Genomic DNA, 19,867 nt, shown 5'->3' with positions numbered 1-19,867 from the left:
GGGACGTCAGACGAGCAAGTTGTCGACGAGGTACGCGGCGAGCCGGACGCCGGCGTCGCCCGTGTCCTGCACGAGCACGCGGTTCTCGCGCGCCGGGCGCGCGGTGGCCTCGAGCACCTCGGTGCGGGACCCGAGCGACCCGACGCGCGCGGCGTCGAGCGACAGGTCCGCGAGCGTGAGGGTGGTGATCGGCTTCTTGCGGGCCGCCATGATGCCCTTGAAGTTCGGGTAGCGCGGCTCGTTGGCCTGGTCCGTCACCGACACCAGGGCCGGCAGCGCGGCCTCGAGCACCTCGGAGGCGTGGTCCAGGTTGCGGCGCACGCGCACCGTGCCGCCCTCGACGGTCAGCTCCGCGGCGAGCGGCAGCGCCGGAAGGTCGAGCAGCTCCGCGAGCGCGGTCGGCAGCAGCGACGTCAAGCCGTCGAGTCCCGCCATGCCCGTGACCACCAGGTCGACGTGCTCCTGCGCGTCGAGGTGCGCGATCGCCGCGGCGAGCACGCGCGCGGTGCCGATGACGTCCGAGCCGGCGACCGCGTCGTCGACCACGTGGACCGCTTCCTCGGCACCGAGCTGCAGGCCGCGCCGCACGGCGTCCGCGGCGTCGGCGGGGCCGACCGTGAGAGCGACGACCGACCCGCCGTGCGCCTCCGCGAGCGCGAGCGCCGCCTCGAGGGCGTTCTCGTCGAGCTCGTTGATCGTGCCGTCCCCGCCGTCGCGGACCACGCGACCGTCGGGGCCCAGGGCCCGCTCGGACTGGATGTCAGGGACATGCTTCACGCAGACGACGATCCTCACCCGCGGAACGTTACCTCCCGGTGCGCACCCGCGGGCGCCGGGTCCAGGGGCGGAGACGCCCGACATGCGTCGTCCCGCGTCCCGCACAATGTGCAGGTGACCCCGTCCCCGCACCGACCCGTACCCCGCCTCGGTGTGCACGTCACGGACGGCGGCGTGGACGTGGCCGTGTACGCGGCGCACGCGACGGGCGTGGACCTGTGCCTGTTCGACGGGCCGGACGAGCGGCGCGTCCCGCTGGGCCCGCCGGTGCACGGGGTCTTCAGCGCGTCCGTGCCCGGCGTCCGTGCCGGCCAGCGCTACGGCCTGCGCGCCCACGGGCCCTGGGAACCCGCCGCGGGCCACCGGTACAACCCCGCCAAGCTGCTGGTCGACCCGTACGCCCGCGGCCTGGACGGCGAGGTCGCGCACACGCCGGAGACGTACGGCCACGTCGTGGGCGCGGACCTGGCCGGCGACCCGTACGGCCCTGCCGACCCGCGCGACTCCCGCGGCCACGTCCCCTACTCGGTCGTCGTGGACACCCGCCGGCTGCCCGGCCCGGACCCCGCCCGGAACCGCCCGTGGACGCCGTGGTCGCACACCGTGGTCTACGAGGCGCACGCCCGGGGCCTGACCCTGCTGGACGAGCGGTTGCCCGAGGATCTGCGCGGTACCTATGCCGGGCTCGCACACCCCGCGGTCGTCGACCACCTGCTCGGGCTCGGCGTCACCGCGATCGAGCTCCTGCCGGTGCACGCGTTCTCCTCCGAGCCCCACCTGGTCGAGAAGGGGCTGACCAACTACTGGGGCTACAGCACCCTCGGTTTCTTCGCGCCGCACGCGGCCTACGCGACCGCGGCAGCGCGGGCGGCGGGACCGGCGGCGGTGCTCGCCGAGGTGCGCGGTGCGGTCCACGCGCTGCACGAGGCGGGCCTCGAGGTGCTGCTCGACGTCGTCTACAACCACACCTGCGAGGGCGGGCTGGCCGGTCAGCACCTGTCGTGGCGCGGGCTGGACAGCGCGACCTACTACGCGCACGACGGCCGCGCGCCCGCGACGCTCGCGGACGTCACCGGCACGGGCAACACGCTCGACTTCCGCCGGGCCGAGGTGGTCCGGCTCACCCTGGACTCGCTGCGGTACTGGGCGGACGTCGTCGGCGTGGACGGCTTCCGCTTCGACCTGGCCGTGACGCTCGGCCGGGACGCGGGTGGGTTCACCCCCGACCACCCGACCTTCGTCGCGATGGCGACCGACCCGTCGCTGCACGGGCTCAAGCTCGTCGCGGAGCCGTGGGACGTCGGTCCCGGCGGGTGGCGCACGGGTCAGTTCCCGGTGCCGTTCGCCGAGTGGAACGACCGCTTCCGCAACGCCGCCCGCTCGTTCTGGCTGGCCGACCCCGGCCGGGCGGCCCACGGCCAGCCCGGGCACCGGGTCCGCGACCTGGCCACCCGCCTGTCCGGGTCGGTGGACCTCTTCGGCCACAGCGACCCCCCGCTGGTGCGCGGCCCCGGCGCCTCGGTCAACTACGTGACGGCCCACGACGGCTTCACGCTCGCGGACCTGGTCGCCTACGAGCACAAGCACAACGAGGCCAACGGCGAGCAGAACCGCGACGGCAGCAACGACAACCGGTCCTGGAACCACGGCAGCGAGGGGCACGTCGGCCGCGAGCACCCCGCGGTCGACATCGCGCCGCTGCGTCGGCGTTCGATCCGCAACCTGTTCGCCACCCTGGTGCTCGCGGCGGGCACGCCCATGATCACCGCGGGCGACGAGATGGGCCGCACGCAGCGCGGCAACAACAACGCGTACTGCCAGGACAACGAGATCTCGTGGGTGCACTGGGACCTCACCCCGTGGCGCGAGGACCTGCTCGCGACCGCCCGGTGGCTGCTGCTGCTGCGCCGCGAGCACCCCGCCCTGCGCTCCGAGCGCTTCTACACCGGTCGCCCGCACGTGCCCGGGCAACGGCCGGACCTGGCGTGGTTCGACGCGCTCGGCGTCCCGTTCGACCACGACCGCTGGCACGACCCGGCCATCCGCACGCTGCAGATGGTGCGCACGGCACCGCCGCCCGAGCGGGACACCGTGCTGCTGGTCATCAACGGGTCGCTCGACGCCGTGCACCTGGTCCTCGCCGACGACCACGGTGGACGCTGGCGGCTGGCGTGGGACTCCGTCTGGGAGAGCCCGGCCGGGGAGCGTTCCGCGGCGATCGAGGGCACCCTGCACGCGGAGCCCGGGGAGGCGACGGTCGTGGAGGCCCTGAGCATGCGGGTGTACGTGCTCGACAAGCCCTGACGGGCGCCGGGTCAGCCCCGACGGTCGGGCCGGACCATCGCGGTGCTGTCCGGGTCCCTGAACCCGTGCGTGCGGTACAGCCCGTGGGCGTCGCCGGTGAACAGCACCCAGCGGAAGTCGGCGCCCGGGCCCTCGTCGATCATCGCCGCGACGAGGCGGTGCCCCAGTCCTGCGCCCCGGTGCCCGGCGTCGACGTACACGTCCGCGAGATACGCGAACCCGACGCCGTCGGAGACCGCGCGCGCGAACCCGACCTGCTCGCCGGTGGACGCGAGGTACGCGCCGACCACCCGCCACGCGCCCCTGACCTGCTGCTCGACGTCGTCCCGGCTGCGCCAGCGCCCCCAGTAGGCCTCGGTCGACAGGAACCGCCAGATCGCTTCGAGGTCGAGCCGGTCGGCGGCGTCGCTGAGCACGTAGGTCACCACACCGGATCGTAGGGACTGGACGCGCGTCCGGGCCCGCGTACGGTACGTCGCATGACGCACTCCGATGTCGTGGTCGTCGGCGCGGGCCTCGCCGGCCTCGTCGCCACTGCCGAGCTGGTCGCCGCCGGGCGCCGGGTCACCCTGCTGGACGCGGAGCCGGCCGCGAGCCTGGGCGGCCAGGCGTTCTGGTCGTTCGGCGGCCTGTTCCTCGTCGACTCCCCCGAGCAGCGCCGCCTGGGCGTCAAGGACTCCGCGGAGCTCGCGCTCGCCGACTGGTTCGGGTCCGCCGAGTTCGCGGACGACGGCACGGACCGGTGGGGCCGGGCATGGGCCGAGGGGTTCGTCGACTTCGCCGCGGGTGACCTGCGGTCCTGGCTGCACGGGCTCGGCGTGCGCTGGTTCCCGCTCGTGCAGTGGGCCGAGCGCGGCGGGTACCTGGCTGACGGGCACGGCAACTCCGTCCCCCGGTTCCACGTCACGTGGGGCACCGGGCCGGGCATCCTCGAACCGTTCGTGCGGGCGCTGCTCGACGCCCGCCGCGAGGGCCTCGTCGACGTGCGGTTCCGGCACCGGGTGACCGGCCTGGTCACCACCGACGGCCGGGTCACGGGGGTGCAGGGCGACGTCCTCGTCGCCGAGCCCGTGGGGCGCGCCGTGCCGAGCACCCGGGCGGTGCGGGGGCCGTTCGAGCTGTCCGCGAGCGCGGTCGTCGTCGCGACCGGTGGGATCGGGGCCGACCACGACCTCGTCCGAGCGGCGTGGCCGGCGTCCGCGGGCAGGCTGCCGCAGCGGATGCTCTCGGGCGTCCCCGACCACGTCGACGGCTCCGGCATCGCCGCCGCCCGGGCGTCCGGCGCGGCGGTCGTGCACGAGGACCGCATGTGGCACTACCCGGAGGGCATCACCAACCACTCGCCGGTGTGGTCGCAGCACGGCATCCGGATCCTCGCCGGACCGAGCTCCCTGTGGCTCGACGCGGACGGGAACCGCCTGCCGGCGCCCCTCTTCCCGGGCTTCGACTCGCTCGGCTCCCTGCGGCACATCACCGGACGTGGCGACGACCACTCGTGGTTCGTGCTGGACAGGACCATCCTCGGCTCCGAGTTCGCCCTGTCCGGCTCGGAGCAGAACCCGGACCTGACGGGCAAGGACCTGCGGCTCCTGCTCGACCGGGTCAAGCCGGGCGCGGTCGGGCCGGTCGAGGCCTTCGCCGAGGGGTCGGACGAGTTCCTGTGGGCGGACACGCCCGCCGAGCTCGCGGCGAAGATGAACGCGCTGTCGGGCTCGGACCGCATCGACGCCCACGCCCTCGAGCGCACGATCGTCGCCCGGGACCGGCAGGTGACCACGGGCCTCGGCAAGGACCACCAGGTGGTCGCGACGGCGATGGCGCGACGGTACGTCGTCGACCGGCTCATCCGCGTGGCCGCCCCGCACCGGCTGCTCGACCCGGCCCACGGCCCCCTGCTGGCCGTCCGGCTGTCCGTGCTCACGCGCAAGACCCTCGGCGGCCTGCACACCGACCTCGAGGGTCGCGTGCTGCGGCCCGACGGTGAGGTCCTGCCCGGGCTGTGGGCCGTGGGTGAGGCCGCCGGGTTCGGCGGCGGCGGCGTGCACGGGCACCGCGCGCTGGAGGGGACCTTCCTGGGCGGCTGCCTGTACACGGGGCGCACCGTGGGCCGCGCCCTGCGCGCCTGACACCGCTCGCAAGGGCACGCGGGAACTGTGCGCCTCAGCACAGCGGCGCGCTCCAGATGCCCCCGACCTGCACCTACGGATAGGTTCGGGAGTGTGACGACTCGCCCCCTGTCCCCCGGCACCTCCGTCGGCCGTATCCCTGTGATCGATGTCTCCCCCGTGGCCGAGGCCGGACGGTTCCCCGCCAAGGCCGTCGTCGGTGAGGCGGTCCCGGTGCGGGCCACCGTGTTCCGCGAGGGGCACGACGCCGTCGGTGCCACAGCCGTTCTCACGGACCCGTCGGGCATCGATCGCACGAGCGCCCGGATGGTCGACATCGCCCCCGGGCTGGACCGGTTCGAGGCCCGCCTGGTGCCCACGAGCACCGGTGACTGGACGTTCCGCGTCGAGGGCTGGTCGGACCCGTACGGCACGTGGGCGCACGACGCGGCGATCAAGGTGGAGGCCGGCGTCGACGTCGAGCTCATGCTCACCGAGGGTGCGCTGCTGCTCGAGCGCGCGGCCGCCCGCACGGGCACCGACGCGATGAGCCGCGCCTCGGTCCGGGTCCTGCGGGAGGCGGTCATCGGCCTGCGCGACGTGCGCGACACCCCGCAGGAGCGCCTGTCGGCCGGGCTGTCGGACGCGGTGCACGCCGCGCTCGCCGCCCACCCCCTGCGCGACATGCTGACCCGCTCCGAGGCCTACCCCCTGACCGTCGACCGCCCGCTGGCCCTCGCCGGTTCCTGGTACGAGCTCTTCCCCCGCTCGCAGGGCGCGCGCTTCGACGCCGCCGCCGGCAAGTGGATCTCGGGGACGCTGCGCACCGCCGCGCTGGACCTGCCGCGCATCGCCGGGATGGGGTTCGACGTCGTGTACCTGACCCCGGTGCACCCCATCGGCGAGACGCACCGCAAGGGCCCCAACAACTCCCTGTTCGCGGACCTCGGCGACCCGGGCTCCCCGTACGCCATCGGCTCGCCCGCGGGCGGGCACGACGCCATCGAGCCGACGCTGGGCACCTTCGACGACTTCGACGCGTTCGTCGCGACGGCTCGTGACCTCGGCATGGAGGTGGCGCTGGACATCGCGCTGCAGTGCTCCCCCGACCACCCGTGGGTGACCGAGCACCCGGACTGGTTCACCACGCGCGCCGACGGCACGATCGCGTACGCGGAGAACCCGCCGAAGAAGTACCAGGACATCTACCCGCTGAACTTCGACAACGACCCCGAGGGCATCTACACCGAGATCCGCCGGGTCCTGCAGGTGTGGATCGACCACGGGGTGACGCTGTTCCGGGTCGACAACCCGCACACCAAGCCGCTCGACTTCTGGGCGCGGATCCTGGCGTCCGTGCGCGCCGCGCACCCCGAGGTCATCTTCCTGTCCGAGGCGTTCACCCGGCCCGCGATGATGCAGACGCTCGCCAAGATCGGCTTCCACCAGTCGTACACGTACTTCACCTGGCGCAACACCAAGGAGGAGATCGAGGAGTACCTGGCGGAGGTCTCCGGTGAGCAGGGCGCGTGGCTGCGGCCCGCGTTCTGGCCGACGACGCACGACATCCTGCCGCCCTACCTGCAGACCACGGGTGTGCGGGGCTTCGCCGTGCGCGCGATCCTGGCCGCCCTGGGCTCCCCCACGTGGGGCATCTACTCGGGCTACGAGCTGGTCGAGGACGTGCCCCGGCCGGGTGTGGACGAGCAGATCGACAACGAGAAGTACGAGTTCAAGCCGCGCGACTGGTCGAAGGCCGACGGCATCGGCATCAACCTGCTGCTCGGTCGGCTCAACGAGCTGCGCCGGACGCACCCCGCCCTGCAGCAGCTGCGCAACCTGCGGGTGCTCCCCACCTCCGACGACGCCCTCGTGGCGTTCGTCAAGCACCTCGACGCGAAGCACTCGCCGACCGGTCTGGCCGACACCGTCGTGGTCGTCGTGAACCTCGACCCGTGGACCACCCGGGAGGGCATCGTCGAGCTCGACCTGCATGCGCTCGGGCTGGATCCGGACCATCCCGTGGTCGCGCACGACGTCCTGTCGGGCGACACGTACGAGTGGGGCAGCTCCGTGTGGGTCCGGCTCGACCCGATGGTCCGGGCGGCGCACGTGGTGCACCTGGTGGCGCCGTGACCGAGACGACTCCCGTGGGGCGCCACACGCGCGAGCCGGCCCCCACGACGGCACAGATCCTGCTGCCCGGCCACGGCCACCCGCCGCTGCCGCACCCCGCCGTGCAGCCCGGCGGCCTCAGCCACGACCCCGAGTGGTACCGGACCGCGGTGTTCTACGAGGTCATGCTCCGCACCTTCTCCGACAGCTCCGGCCAGGGCAGCGGCGACCTGCGGGGTCTCATCGACCGCCTGGACTACCTGCAGTGGCTCGGCATCGACTGCCTGTGGCTGCCGCCGTTCTACCCGAGCCCGCTGCGCGACGGCGGCTACGACGTGGCGGACTACACCGCGATCGCGGGCCAGTACGGCACGATGGCGGACTTCACCGAGCTCATCGAGCAGGTGCACCACCGCGGCATGCGGATCGTCGTGGACCTGGTGATGAACCACACCAGCGACCAGCACCCCTGGTTCCAGGCGTCGCGCTCCGACCCGGAGGGCCCCTACGGGGACTTCTACGTGTGGAGCGACGACAACACCAAGTACCAGGACGCGCGCATCATCTTCGTCGACACCGAGACGTCCAACTGGACGTTCGACCCCGTCCGGCGGCAGTACTTCTGGCACCGCTTCTTCTCCCACCAGCCGGACCTCAACTTCGAGAACCCGCGCGTGGTCGAGGCGATGATGGACGTGGGCCGGTTCTGGCTGGGGCTCGGCGTCGACGGCTTCCGGCTGGACGCGGTGCCGTACCTGTTCGAGGCGGAGGGCACCAACTGCGAGAACCTGCCGGAGACGCACGCGTTCCTGCGCAAGGTCCGCAAGATGATCGACGAGGAGTTCCCGGGTCGCATCATGCTGGCCGAGGCCAACCAGTGGCCCGAGGACGTCGTGCACTACTTCGGCACCGAGGAGGAGCCGGAGTGCCACATGTGCTTCCACTTCCCGGTGATGCCCCGGATCTACTACTCGATCCGTGACCAGCGGGCGACGCAGATCATCGACATCCTCGCGGACACCCCGCCCATCCCGAACAACGGTGCCCAGTGGAGCACCTTCCTGCGCAACCACGACGAGCTCACGCTCGAGATGGTCTCCACCGAGGAGCGCGCGTCGATGTACGGGTGGTACGCACCCGACTCCCGGATGCGCGCCAACGTCGGCATCCGCCGGCGCCTGGCCCCGCTCCTGGACAACTCGCGCAAGGAGATCGAGCTGGCGCACGCCCTCCTGCTCTCGCTGCCCGGAAGCCCGTGCCTGTACTACGGCGACGAGATCGGCATGGGCGACAACATCTGGCTGCCCGACCGCGACGCGGTCCGCACCCCGATGCAGTGGACGCCCGACCGCAACGCGGGATTCTCCACCGCGGACCCCGGCAAGCTCTACCTGCCGCTGGTCCAGTCCCTGGTGCACCACTACAGCCACACGAACGTCGAGGCGCAGCTGGCGCAGCCGACGTCGCTGCTGCACTGGGTGCACGGCATGCTCACCGTCCGCCGGCAGCACCCCGCGCTGGGCGCCGGCGACTTCACCGTGCTGCCCTGCGACAACGACTCCGTGCTGGCGTTCTGCCGGCAGACGGCCGAGGAGACGATCCTGGTGGTGGCCAACATGGCCGCCACCGCGCGGGCCGCGACCGTGAGGCTGCCGGACAAGGTGGGCTGGTCGGTGCGGGACGCGTTCGGCGGGGCGCCGTTCGCCCCGGTCGGCGCCGACGGGTCGGCCTCGTTCACGCTGGGCTCACGCGACTTCTACTGGCTGGAGCTGACCGCCCCGTGAGCCTCGTCGCCCGCACCTCCCCCGACGACGCGCGCCTGCTCGACGTCCTGCGCGACTGGCTGCCCACCAGGCGCTGGTTCCCCGCCAAGGGCCAGTCCGCGCAGCTGTCGGCGGTCGCGTCGTTCGTGCTCGCACCGGACGTGACGGTGCTGCTGGTCCGGGCACGCGCCGGGTCCATCGACGCGGTGCTGCAGGTGCCGGTCGTCCTGACGGACGGTCCGGCCGAGGGCGCGATCGGGACCCTCGACGGCCGCAGCGTCGTCGACGGCTCCGACCGTCCGGAGTTCCTCGCGGCCTGGCTCGCCGCGGCCGAGGGGCCGGGCGCCGACGTGGACGTGTCCGCCGCGCGGGCGATCTCGGGCGAGCAGTCGAACACGTCGGTGATCCTGCCGGGCGCCCGTCCCGGCATCCTCAAGGTGCTCCGCGCGGTCGCGCACGGCGAGAACCCGGACGTGGACGTCCCCCGGCACCTCGTCGGCGTCGGCTGGAAGCACGTGCCCGCACCCCTCGCCTGGCTGCAGGGCGAGTGGCCCGGTCCCGACGGCAGGCCCGGCACGGGCTACCTCGGCGTGCTCGCCGCCTTCGTCGACGCGGCCGAGGACGGCTTCGAGCTCGCCTGCGCGTACGCGGGCCGCGGCGAGTCGTTCGCCTCGCTGGCTGCCGACCTCGGTGCGGTCACCGCGACGATGCACGACGCCCTCGTGGCGGCCTACGGCACCGACGCGGGTGACCAGGGTCCCGAGGAGGTCGCGCGTGCGGTCGCCACCCGGTTCTCGTGGGCGCTGTCCGCGGTCCCGGCCCTGGCGCCGTTCGCCGACGACGTCGCCGCGGTCGTCGACGAGGTCCGCGCCCTGCCCGCGGCCCCGCCGCGCCAGCGGGTGCACGGCGACCTGCACCTCGGCCAGGTGCTCCGGTCGCACGACACCTGGTACGTCATGGACTTCGAGGGCGAGCCGCTCGCGCCCCTGGACCAGCGCACGCGGCCCGACCTCGCCCTGCGCGACGTCGCCGGCCTGCTGCGCTCGATCGACTACGCCGCGGCGGTCGGCGGCCTGTCGGGCGACCGCGCCGCGGACTGGACGGCCGACGCCCGCGCCGGGCTGCTCGCCGGGTACGGCGGTGGCGACCAGACGCTGCTGCGCGCGCTCGAGCTGGACAAGACGCTCTACGAGGTCGTCTACGAGTCGCGCAACCGGCCGACGTGGCTCCCGATCCCGATGGCAGGGCTGGAGCGCCTGACGCGGCCCTGATCAGCCCGCGGTGACCTCGAGCGGCAGCTCGAGCGGCATCCGTACGCCCACCTGCCGCGGCGCCAGCTCGCTCTGCAGCACGAGCGCCGCGGCACCGACCGCCGCGGCCTCCGGCGCGTTCGACGAGATGGCCACCCGGACCGGGTGGCTGCCGCGCGCGAAGAACGACTGCCCGAGCCGGCGCTCGATCTCGGGCAGGTACAGCGAGCCGGCGATCGCGAACGCGGGGCCGGTCAGGACGACGAGCTCGAGATCGAGCACGTTGGCGAGCGTCTGCGCGGCGACGCCCATGTACAGCGCCGACCGCTGGATCAGCTCCATCGGGAGCGCGTCCCCGCGGCTCGCGGCCCGGGCGAGCGAGCCGAAGTCCTCGGCCACCCCCCGCCCGGCGAGCTCGAGCCCGGCCTCGCGTGCCGCCGCGACGACGGCCGCGGGGCCCGCGAGCGCCTCGACGCAGCCCCGGTTGCCGCACCAGCAGACCGGACCGTCCAGGTCCACGCAGATGTGCCCGACCTCGCCCGCGTTCGAGCTGGACCCGCGGTAGACGGTGCCGTCCACGATGATCCCGGCGCCGATCCCGGTGCCCATGTAGAGCGCGGCGAACGCCGACCCGGTCGTGATCCCCCCGGACCAGTACTCGCCGACGGCGGCCGCGGTCGCGTCGTTGTCCAGCACCACGGACAGCCCCACCGCGTCCTCGAGGGCGGCCGCCAGGGGGAACTCGGCCCACCGCTGCATGACCGGGGGCGTGAGGGTCATGCCGGTGCTGGCGGAGATCGGCCCCGGCGAGACGACGCCGAGCCCGAGGATGCGGGTGGGGTCGACGCCGACGCGCGTGACGGTGGTGCGGATCTCCGCGGCGATGCGGGCGACGACCTCGCGGGGGTCGTCCGACCCCGCGCCGGGGCGCCGCCACCGGGCCACGATGGCGCCGCCGAGGTTCGCGATGACGTAGGTGATGCCGGCGTGGTCGAGGTGCACGCCGACCGCGTACCGCGCAGAGGCGTCCAGCTCCAGCAGCATCCGCGGCTTGCCGCCCGTCGACTCGGCGCGGCCGACCTCGAGCACGAGCCCGTCGTCGATGAGCCTGCGCACGACCGTCGAGATCGTCGCGGCGGTCAGGCCCGTCGCCCGGGTCAGCTCGACGCGACTGATCGTCCCGGCGGCCCGGATCAGGTCCAGGATCGCCGACCGGCTGCTCGCGTGCGCGGCACCGAGACCCGGCTGGGAGCCGCTCACCCGTCCTCCTCCATGGGGTGTCCCCCTCGTGGCACACCATAACGATCCGAGAACGGGCATCCCCACCCGGGACACGCCCGTTGACTAACTTTGTTCACTTGCCTAAGAATGTCACGCGGAGCAGCGCTGCCCGGTCCGAGCGGTCCTGCCTCCGCAGACCCCGGTCGGCACGCGGAGGTGCCGGCACGACGAGAGGATCAACGATGTTCCCTCAGAAGCGAGGCGCACGCCTCGTGGCGATCGCCGCAGCCAGCTCCCTCCTCGCCCTCACCGCCTGCTCGGGCGGCAGCGGCGGTGACGACGAGGCCAACGACGACGGCACCCCCGCAGGGGAGATCACCGTGCTGACCTGGCGCACCGACCTCGTCGAGGACGGCACGTTCGACGAGTACGTCGAGCAGTTCAAGGCCGCGTACCCCGAGGTCACCGAGGTCACCGTCGAGGGCCTCACCGACTACGAGGGCGAGGTCAAGACGCGCATGAACACCGAGAACTACGGCGACGTGCTCGCCATCCCCGGCTCGGTCACACCCGACCAGTACGCCGACTTCTTCGAGCCCCTCGGCACGCAGGAGGAGATCGGCGCGGAGTACCAGTGGATCAACGACAAGTCCTTCGAGGGCCAGTCGTACGGCATCCCGGTGGTCGGCAACGTCCAGGGCTACGTCTACAACAAGCGCGTGTGGGAGGAGGCCGGCGTCACCGAGTTCCCCGACACGCCCGAGGCCTTCCTCGCGGCGCTGCAGGCCATCAAGGACAACGGCGTCGAGATCGCGCCGCTCTACACCAACTACAAGGACGGCTGGCCGCTGTCGCAGTGGGACGGCTGGCTCGGCGCCGTCACCGCGGACCCCGACTGGAAGAACAAGATCATCGAGTCGGACACGCCGTGGACGCCCGAGAGCGACTACGGCGTGGTCGACGGCCTGATCTACGACGCGGTCGCGCAGGGCCTGACGGAGGCCGACCCCACCACCACGAACTGGGAGGAGTCCAAGCGACTGCTCGGCACCGGCCAGGTGGCGACGATGGTCCTCGGCTCGTGGGCGCTGCCCCAGATGGCCGCCGCGGCCGAGGAAGCCGGCGCGAGCGCGGAGGACATCGCGTACGCGCCTACCCCGGTCCAGGTGGACGGCACCTTCCACTCCGTTGCCGGCGGCGACTACAACCTCGGCATCAACGTGAACTCGGACAACAAGGCGACCGCACGCGCCTGGATCGACTGGTTCAACCACGAGTCCGGGTTCTCGGAGTCGCAGGCCGGCCTCTCGCCGATCATCGACGGCCCCGTGCCGGACGCCCTGACGGGCTTCGTCGAGCAGGTGGAGCTCATCACGCTGAACCCGGCCGAGGAGGGCAAGGAGTCGCTGTTCGCGGACATCGACACGGCGTCCGGCATCGTGACCACGGACCCGAAGTTCCGTCAGAAGACGATCGACGACGCACGCTCCGGTGCGCGCACCAAGGAGCAGGTCTTCGACGACCTCAACGCGCAGTGGGCCGAGGGCCGGTCCTCGGCCGGCTGAGGCAGCCATGACGACCGCTCACCCGGGTCTGTCCGACCCGCCGGCGGCGGCCGCGCAGCAGTCCGTCGCGGCCCGCACCCCCCGCTCCCGGGGCGGCGCGGGCCGCGGCACCGCGTGGTACCGCCGGCTGACGCCGTACTACTTCCTGCTGATCCCCGTCGGGCTCCTGCTCCTGCTGACGTTCGCACCCGTCGTCACCATGTTCTGGTACTCCGCGACGGACTGGGACGGGCTGGACAAGACCAAGAACCTCGTCGGCCTCGACAACTACGTCGAGGTGTTCACCGACCCGGACAACGTCCGCGTGTTCTACGTGTCGCTGTACTACTTCGTCGCCTCGTTCGTGCAGATGGCGCTCGCGCTGTACTTCGCGACGATCCTGTCGTTCCGGGTCCGGTTCACGAACCTGTGGAAGGGCATCCTGTTCTTCCCCTACCTGATCAACGGGGTCGCTATCGGCCTGATCTTCCTGAACTTCCTCAAGCCCGGCGGCGGCCTGGACACGGTCCTGCTGACCGCCGGGCTCGAGAGCCTGGTCCAGCAGTGGACGGGCGACCCCGACGTCGCCAACTTCTCCCTGGCCGGGGTGTCGGTGTGGCGCTACCTGGGCCTGAACTTCGTGATGTTCCTGGGCGCCATCCAGTCGATCAGCTCCGAGATCTACGAGGCGTCGGACCTCGACGGCGCCAACCGCTGGCACCAGTTCCGCTACATCATCCTGCCGTCGATCCGCCCCATCGTCGGCCTGTCGCTCATCCTCGCGATCTCCGGCGCGCTCGCGGTGTTCGAGGTCCCGTTCGTCATGACCGGCGGCGCCAACGGCACCGAGACGTTCGTCATCCGGACGGTCTGGATGGCGTTCAACCGCAACCTGGTCGGGCTGGCGTCGGCGATGGCGGTGGTCCTGCTGCTCGTCGTCCTGCTGGTCACCTGGATCCAGCGCAGGGTGGTACCCGACGATGAGGTGGACCTCACATGACGCGCAGCGCCACCAGCACAGTCACCAGCACGGCCAAGTACGTCTCCCTCGTCATCGCCTCGGTCGCGATGCTGCTGCCCCTGGGCCTGATCCTCTTCGGGTCCTTCAAGACCGGTCAGGAGTTCCTCGCGACGGGGCCGATGACGCCGCCGGCCGACTGGGCGAACGTCGAGAACTACGTCACCGCGTTCACGCGCGGCAACATGCTTGCGGCCTTCGGCAACACCGTCTTCATCTTCGGCGCGGCGATCGTCGGCACCATCCTGATCGGCGCCGCCACGGCGTACGCCCTCGACCGCTTCCGCTTCGTCGGCCGCGCCACGGTGCTCGCGCTGTTCCTGCTCGCGACCCTCGTCCCCGGCGTCACCACCCAGGTGGCGACGTTCCAGATCATCAACGGGCTGGGGCTCTACGACTCCCGCTGGGCGCTGATCCTGCTGTTCATGGGCACGGACATCATCTCGATCTACATCTTCCTGCAGTTCATCCGGGCGGTCCCCAGGTCGCTGGACGAGGCGGCGATGATCGAGGGCGCCGGGCACCTGCGGATCTTCTTCCAGATCATCCTGCCCAACCTCAAGCCGGCCATCGCGACGGTCGTCATCATCAAGGGGATCGGCATCTACAACGAGTTCTACCTGCCGTTCCTCTACCTGCCGTCCAAGGAGCTGCGGCCTATCTCCACCACGCTGTTCGACTTCAAGGGCCCGTACGGCTCGCAGTGGGAGGTCATCTCGGCGGGCGTCGTCATCACGATCATCCCGATCCTCGTGCTCTTCCTGTTCCTGCAGCGGTACATCTACAACGGCTTCACGTCGGGCGCGACGAAGTAGGGCGACGAGAGCGGCGACCGATCGCGTGAGGGAGCTCGTGCCGCTGGTCGGCACGAGCTCCCCACGCGGGGCCTGCAGCAGCGGTAGGCGGTCAGACCCGCGTCGCGCGCACGAGCGCGATGCGCTCGGGCAGCTGCAACGGCGCCTCGAGGCCGACCGCGGACAGCACACGGCCCGGAAGCTGCACCCCCTCGGGGGTCCACCACTGCGGCGCGTGGTCGACCGCGTCGCCCGGGGCCTGGGGCCGCACGAGGTAGGACGCGTCCGGGTCCAGGCCGGGCAGCGTGAGGCGCGGGAGCGCGGTGTCCGTCGACCGGCCCGTCATCGCCAGGGCGTACAGCGCGTCCTGGCGGTCGGCGCCGACCACCCCGTGCACCGCCAGCACGGGGTCGACCACGTCGGCGTGCACCGACGTGCCCGTGTGCAGCAGCGGGCGCACCTCCTTGTACAGCGCGATCCACGCGGCGAGGTCGGCCCGCTCGGCCTCGCCGGCCTCCTGCAGGTCCCACTCGATCCCGAGGTGCCCGAACAGCGCCGTCCCCGCCCGGAACGACAGCTCGTGGCGCCGCCCGGTGCTGTGCGCGTGGCCCGAGCCGATGTGCGCGCCGATCAGCTCGAGCGGGATCAGCAGGTTGGTCCACCGCTGGATCTGCTGGCGCTCGAACGCGTCGATGCAGTCGCTCGCCCAGACGCGGTCGGTGCGCTGCAGGATCTCCAGGTCCACCCGCGCCCCGCCCGACGAGCACGACTCGATCTCCACGCCCGGGTGCAGGGCACGCAGCTCGTCGAGGAGCCGGTAGATGGCGAGGGTCTGTCCGTGCACCCCGGGGAGTCCCCCGTGGCCCGCGTCGACCAGGTCGCGGTTGTGGTCCCACTTGAGGTACCCGATCGGGTACTCGGTCAGCAGTGCGTCCATCCGCTCCAGGATGTAGGCGTAGGCCCCGGGGACGGCCAGGTCGAGCACCTGCTGGTGCCGGGCCGCCCGGGGCAGGCGCGACGGCACCTGGAGGATCCAGTCGGGATGCGCGCGGGCGAGGTCCGAGTCGGGGTTGACCATCTCGGGCTCCACCCAGAGCCCGAACTGCATCCCGAGCCCGGTCACGTGCTCGACCAGCGGGTGCAGACCGTCGGGCCACACGTCCGCGGAGACGTGCCAGTCGCCGAGCGCGCGCGTGTCGTCGCGCCGGTCCCCGAACCAGCCGTCGTCGAGCACGAAGCGCTCCGCCCCGACCGCCGCCGCGGCGTCCGCGAGCGCGGTCAGGCGGTCCAGGTCGTGCTGGAAGTAGACCGCCTCCCAGGTGTTGAGCGTGACGGGGCGCGGCGTGGCGGGGTGCTGCGGGCGCGCCCGCATCCAGGCGTGGAAACGCCCCGCGAGTTCGTCCAGCCCGGTCCCCCACGACCCGTAGACCCACGGGCTGGCGTACGACTCCCCGCCGCCCAGCCGCACCTCGCCCGAGCCGAGCAGCTCGCCGCCGCCGAGCAGGCCGGGGTTGTAGTGGCTGCGCTCGGCCAGCATGCGGTGGTTGCCGGACCAGGCGGTGTGCAGCCCCCAGACCTCGCCCGTCCGGTTGGCGAAGCCGGCCGTGCCCGCGACGAGCACGTAGGCCGTGTCGTAGCCGGTGCGGCCGCGCCGGTTCTCGCGCAGCCGGGTGCCGTGCGTGAACTGCGTGCGCTGCGGGCTGCGCTCCCGCGCCCAGCGACCGGAGAAGTCGAGCAGCTCGGTGGCCACGCGGGGCACGGGGAACGTGAGCAGGAGCCCGTCGAGGCCGTACACCTCGTCGGCCCGGTTGGTCAGCGTCGCCTGCTGCCGGAGCAGTCCCTCGGCGGTGAGCTCGAGGACGAGACGCAGGGTGAGCCGCGCTGCGTCGTCGCCCGCGTCCACGGTCAGCCGCTGCGTCCCCTCCGGGGTCGTCTCGACGCCGTGCGACCCGGTGACGAAGAGGGTCGAGAAGTCCTGCCCGCCGCGGCTGCCGACCAGGCCGGGGGTGCCCAGGTAGCCCGTGGACTCCTGCGGGAGGACCGCGATCTCGACGCCGCCGTCCACCGGGTAGCCGTGCGGCACGGGGACCCAGGCACGGCGGACGGCCGCCAGGCCGGTGGCGTCGAGGGCTCCCAGGTCGCTCCCCCAGTGCAGGATCCGGGGCAGCGCCCCGGCCAGGTCCACCACCACGCTCACGCCGGAGGCACGCAGGTGGACGAGGTCGGTGGGGGCGTCGTCGGCAGCAGTCACGGGGTCTCCTGGTCGGTGAGTTCTGTGGTGCCCCACGCTACGTGCGTCTGCGATTGACTTACTTTATTCAGTTGCCTAAGAATTGCCCTTCGGGTGCTTGCCCAGACGATCGGCGCTCTCGGGTGCCGACGAGGCCCGTCGCGAGGATGCGGCGGGCACGCGCCGGACCCACGGACCCAGGAGCTCGACGATGATCACCCAGGACCTGTACGACGGCTGGTCGCTGACTGCCGTCGCCGGCCCCGTCCCCGCCGAGCTGGTCGGTCGTCGCGTCCGCGCCCGGGTCCCCGGGACGAGCCACACCGCCCTGCTCGATGCCGGGCTGATCCCCGACCCGTACCTCGACCGCAACGAGGAGCACCTGGCCTGGATGCGCCGGACGGACTGGGCGTACGAGCACGACCTCGAGCTGGCGCCGCCGGCGCCCGACGAACGCGTCGACCTGGTGTTCGACGGCATCGACACCGTCGCCACCGTGTCGTTCGACGGGCACGAGGTCGGCCGCACGGCCAACCAGCACCGCGCGTACCGGTTCGACGTCCGCCACCTGGTCCGCCCGGACACGCAGCGCCTGCGCGTGCTGCTCCGCTCGGCGCTCGTCCACGCGGAGGCCGAGGCCGCACGCCTCGGACCGCGCCCGATGGCGTACGCCCAGCCGTTCAACATGGTGCGGAAGATGGCCTGCTCCTTCGGCTGGGACTGGGGGCCCGACCTGCAGACGGCGGGGCTCTGGCGCCCGGTGCGGGTGGAGCGCTGGCGGGTGGCCCGCCTCGCCGGCGTCCGCCCGCTGGTCACGGTCGGTCCGGACGGGACCGGCCGCGTGGAGGTGCACGTGGACGTCGAGCGCTCGGGTCTGGCGGGCGGGGACGTCCCGCTGACGGTGCAGGCGCGGTCAGGCGGCGCGGAGGCCACGGTGCTCGTGCCCGGCGACGCCGGCTCGGCCCGCGTGGTGCTCGAGGTGCCGCGCGCGCCGCTGTGGTGGCCGGTCGGGCACGGCGCCCAGCCGCTCACGGAGCTCACCGTCGACCTCCTGGCGCCCGACGAGGAGCCGCTCGACACCTGGTCGCGCCGCATCGGCTTCCGCACGGTCGAGCTGGACACCGGTGCCGACGAGCACGGCACCGCCTTCACCTTCCGCATCAACGGCCGCCCGATCTTCGTCAAGGGCGCCAACTGGATCCCGGACGACCACCTGCTCACCCGCATCACCCGTGAGCGCCTCGCGCACCGGCTCGACCAGGCTGTGGACGCCAACCTCAACCTGCTGCGCGTCTGGGGCGGCGGGATCTACGAGTCCGAGGACTTCTACGAGCTGTGCGACGAGCGGGGTCTGCTCGTGTGGCAGGACTTCCTGCTCGCGTGCGCCGCCTACCCGGAGGAGCAGCCGATCTGGGACGAGCTCGAGGCCGAGGCCCGGGAGAACGTCGCGCGGCTGACTGCCCACCCGTCGCTGGTGCTGTGGAACGGCGGCAACGAGAACCTCTGGGGGTTCATGGACTGGGGCTGGCAGGAGCAGCTCGACGGCCGCACCTGGGGCTACCGGTACGCCACGGAGCTGCTCAAGGGCGTCGTCGCGGAGCTCGACCCCACCCGCCCCTACTCCGACGGCAGCCCGTACTCGCCGGGCGCGGCGCTGACCGACGTGCACCCCAACGACCCCGACCACGGCACGTTCCACCAGTGGGAGGTCTGGAACAGGGTCGACTACCGGCACTACGCCGACGACGTGCCCCGCTTCTGCTCCGAGTTCGGCTTCCAGGGACCGCCCACGTGGACCACGCTCACGCGCGCGGTGCGTCCCGACGACGGCGGCCCGCTGGCACAGCAGGATCCGACCTTCCTGCTGCACCAGAAGGCCGACGACGGCAACGGCAAGCTCGACCGCGGCCTCGAGCCGCACCTGGGAGTCCCGGACGGCTTCACCGACTGGCACTGGGCCACCCAGCTCAACCAGGCCCGCGCGGTGCGGTTCGCCCTCGAGCACTACCGCTCCTGGTGGCCGCGCACCGCGGGGGCGATCGTGTGGCAGCTCAACGACTGCTGGCCGGTGACCTCCTGGGCGGCGATCGACAGCGACGAGCGGCCCAAGCCGCTCTGGTACGCGCTGCGGGCCGCGTTCGCCCCGCGGATCCTGACGGTGCAGCCGCGCGAGGACCGCGAGGTGCTGGTGGTCGTCAACGAGACGCCCACCATCTGGCAGGGCACGGTCAGCCTGTCGCGCCGGCTCCTCGACGGGACCGTCCTCGCCCAGGAGGAGCTCGCACTGGCGGTCGGGGCCTGGTCCGTCGGCCAGTTCTCCCTGCCGGCGGCGGTCGCCACCCCGGACGCCCCGGAGCGGGAGGTCCTCGTGGTGCGCCTCGGTGCCGCCCAGGCCGTGCACACGTGGGCGGAGGACGTCGACCTGGCGCTCGACCCGAGCCCGCTGCACGCCTCGGTCACGCCGGTCCAGGACGGGTACCGCGTGGACGTCACCGCGTCGTCGCTGGCCCGGGACGTCACGCTGCTCGTCGACCGCCTGGACCCCGACGCCGTGGTCGACACGGCGATGGTCGACATCCCGGCGGGCGCGACCGCGTCCTTCCACGTCCGCACCCGCGCCGTGATCGACCCCGCCGACCTGACCCGTGCCCCCGTGCTGCGCTCGGCCAACGACGTGGTCGTCCCCCGGGTCGGCGCGCGTGGTCGCACCCCCGCCTGAGCGCGCACGCTCCGCAGGTACGCTCGC

At 72.6% G+C, this 19,867-nt stretch carries 13 protein-coding genes; 9 read left to right on the top strand and 4 right to left on the bottom strand.

Annotated features, from left to right (window positions below):
* Nucleotides 1–6 precede the first annotated feature (6 nt).
* Nucleotides 7–795, bottom strand: coding sequence for an electron transfer flavoprotein subunit beta/FixA family protein (locus tag KG102_RS04165; RefSeq protein ID WP_208214679.1), 789 nt, complete (start codon nucleotides 793–795; stop codon nucleotides 7–9).
* Between the two features lie 96 nt (nucleotides 796–891).
* On the opposite strand from KG102_RS04165, the gene glgX reads away from it, so the two are divergent.
* Complete coding sequence (gene glgX, locus KG102_RS04160) at nucleotides 892–3,081, top strand: glycogen debranching protein GlgX (protein WP_372438373.1); 2,190 nt, start codon at nucleotides 892–894, stop codon at nucleotides 3,079–3,081.
* An 11-nt stretch (nucleotides 3,082–3,092) separates the two neighbouring features.
* Here glgX and KG102_RS04155 read toward each other — a convergent pair whose 3' ends face one another.
* Nucleotides 3,093–3,506: a GNAT family N-acetyltransferase gene (locus KG102_RS04155; protein ID WP_249667467.1), complete on the bottom strand. Its 414-nt coding sequence runs from the start codon at nucleotides 3,504–3,506 to the stop codon at nucleotides 3,093–3,095.
* A 54-nt stretch (nucleotides 3,507–3,560) separates the two neighbouring features.
* Here KG102_RS04155 and KG102_RS04150 point away from each other — a divergent pair, with 54 nt between their 5' ends.
* From KG102_RS04150 to KG102_RS04135, 4 genes are all read left to right on the top strand, one after another.
* Nucleotides 3,561–5,207 carry an FAD-binding dehydrogenase gene (locus KG102_RS04150; RefSeq protein WP_208214684.1) on the top strand — a complete coding sequence of 549 codons (1,647 nt, stop codon included), beginning with the start codon at nucleotides 3,561–3,563 and terminating at the stop codon, nucleotides 5,205–5,207.
* Nucleotides 5,208–5,300: 93 nt separating this feature from the next.
* The gene (locus KG102_RS04145; RefSeq protein WP_249667466.1) at nucleotides 5,301–7,322 is read left to right on the top strand and encodes an alpha-1,4-glucan--maltose-1-phosphate maltosyltransferase; all 2,022 of its coding nucleotides are present in this window, start codon (nucleotides 5,301–5,303) and stop codon (nucleotides 7,320–7,322) included.
* The gene (gene treS / locus KG102_RS04140; RefSeq protein WP_208214685.1) at nucleotides 7,319–9,085 is read left to right on the top strand and encodes a maltose alpha-D-glucosyltransferase; all 1,767 of its coding nucleotides are present in this window, start codon (nucleotides 7,319–7,321) and stop codon (nucleotides 9,083–9,085) included. The genes KG102_RS04145 and treS overlap by 4 nt, the downstream gene beginning before the upstream one ends.
* Nucleotides 9,082–10,335, top strand: coding sequence for a maltokinase N-terminal cap-like domain-containing protein (locus KG102_RS04135; RefSeq protein WP_208289489.1), 1,254 nt, complete (start codon nucleotides 9,082–9,084; stop codon nucleotides 10,333–10,335). Before treS ends, KG102_RS04135 begins: the two co-directional genes overlap by 4 nt.
* Here KG102_RS04135 and KG102_RS04130 read toward each other — a convergent pair whose 3' ends face one another.
* Nucleotides 10,336–11,574 (bottom strand): ROK family transcriptional regulator, encoded by a 1,239-nt coding sequence (locus KG102_RS04130; protein ID WP_208289490.1) that lies wholly within the window; start codon nucleotides 11,572–11,574, stop codon nucleotides 10,336–10,338.
* 203 nt (nucleotides 11,575–11,777) lie between these two features.
* Between KG102_RS04130 and KG102_RS04125 the strand changes: the two genes are divergently transcribed.
* Genes KG102_RS04125 through KG102_RS04115 form a run of 3 tightly spaced genes read left to right on the top strand, consistent with a single transcriptional unit; the run spans nucleotide 11,778 to nucleotide 14,912 of the window.
* The gene (locus KG102_RS04125) at nucleotides 11,778–13,100 is read left to right on the top strand and encodes an ABC transporter substrate-binding protein (RefSeq protein ID WP_208289491.1); all 1,323 of its coding nucleotides are present in this window, start codon (nucleotides 11,778–11,780) and stop codon (nucleotides 13,098–13,100) included.
* A 7-nt stretch (nucleotides 13,101–13,107) separates the two neighbouring features.
* On the top strand, nucleotides 13,108–14,079 hold the full coding sequence (locus KG102_RS04120) for a carbohydrate ABC transporter permease (RefSeq protein WP_208289492.1): 972 nt from the start codon (nucleotides 13,108–13,110) through the stop codon (nucleotides 14,077–14,079).
* A complete protein-coding gene (locus KG102_RS04115; RefSeq protein WP_208289493.1) occupies nucleotides 14,076–14,912 on the top strand; it encodes a carbohydrate ABC transporter permease in 837 nt (278 codons plus the stop codon). The genes KG102_RS04120 and KG102_RS04115 overlap by 4 nt, the downstream gene beginning before the upstream one ends.
* 91 nt (nucleotides 14,913–15,003) lie before the next feature.
* Here the strand turns inward: KG102_RS04115 and KG102_RS04110 are convergent, their stop codons facing one another.
* Entirely contained in the window at nucleotides 15,004–17,142 is a 2,139-nt protein-coding gene (locus KG102_RS04110; protein WP_208289494.1) for an alpha-galactosidase, read from the bottom strand.
* Nucleotides 17,143–17,332: 190 nt separating this feature from the next.
* Here KG102_RS04110 and KG102_RS04105 point away from each other — a divergent pair, with 190 nt between their 5' ends.
* The gene (locus KG102_RS04105) at nucleotides 17,333–19,840 is read left to right on the top strand and encodes a glycoside hydrolase family 2 protein (protein WP_208289495.1); all 2,508 of its coding nucleotides are present in this window, start codon (nucleotides 17,333–17,335) and stop codon (nucleotides 19,838–19,840) included.
* Nucleotides 19,841–19,867: the final 27 nt, after the last annotated feature.

It is taken from the genome of Cellulomonas fengjieae (genome assembly GCF_018388465.1).
Taxonomy (GTDB): Bacteria; Actinomycetota; Actinomycetes; order Actinomycetales; family Cellulomonadaceae; genus Cellulomonas; species Cellulomonas fengjieae.
Note: the sequence above shows the minus strand (reverse complement) of the source record. Positions and strands in the feature narration are given on the sequence as shown.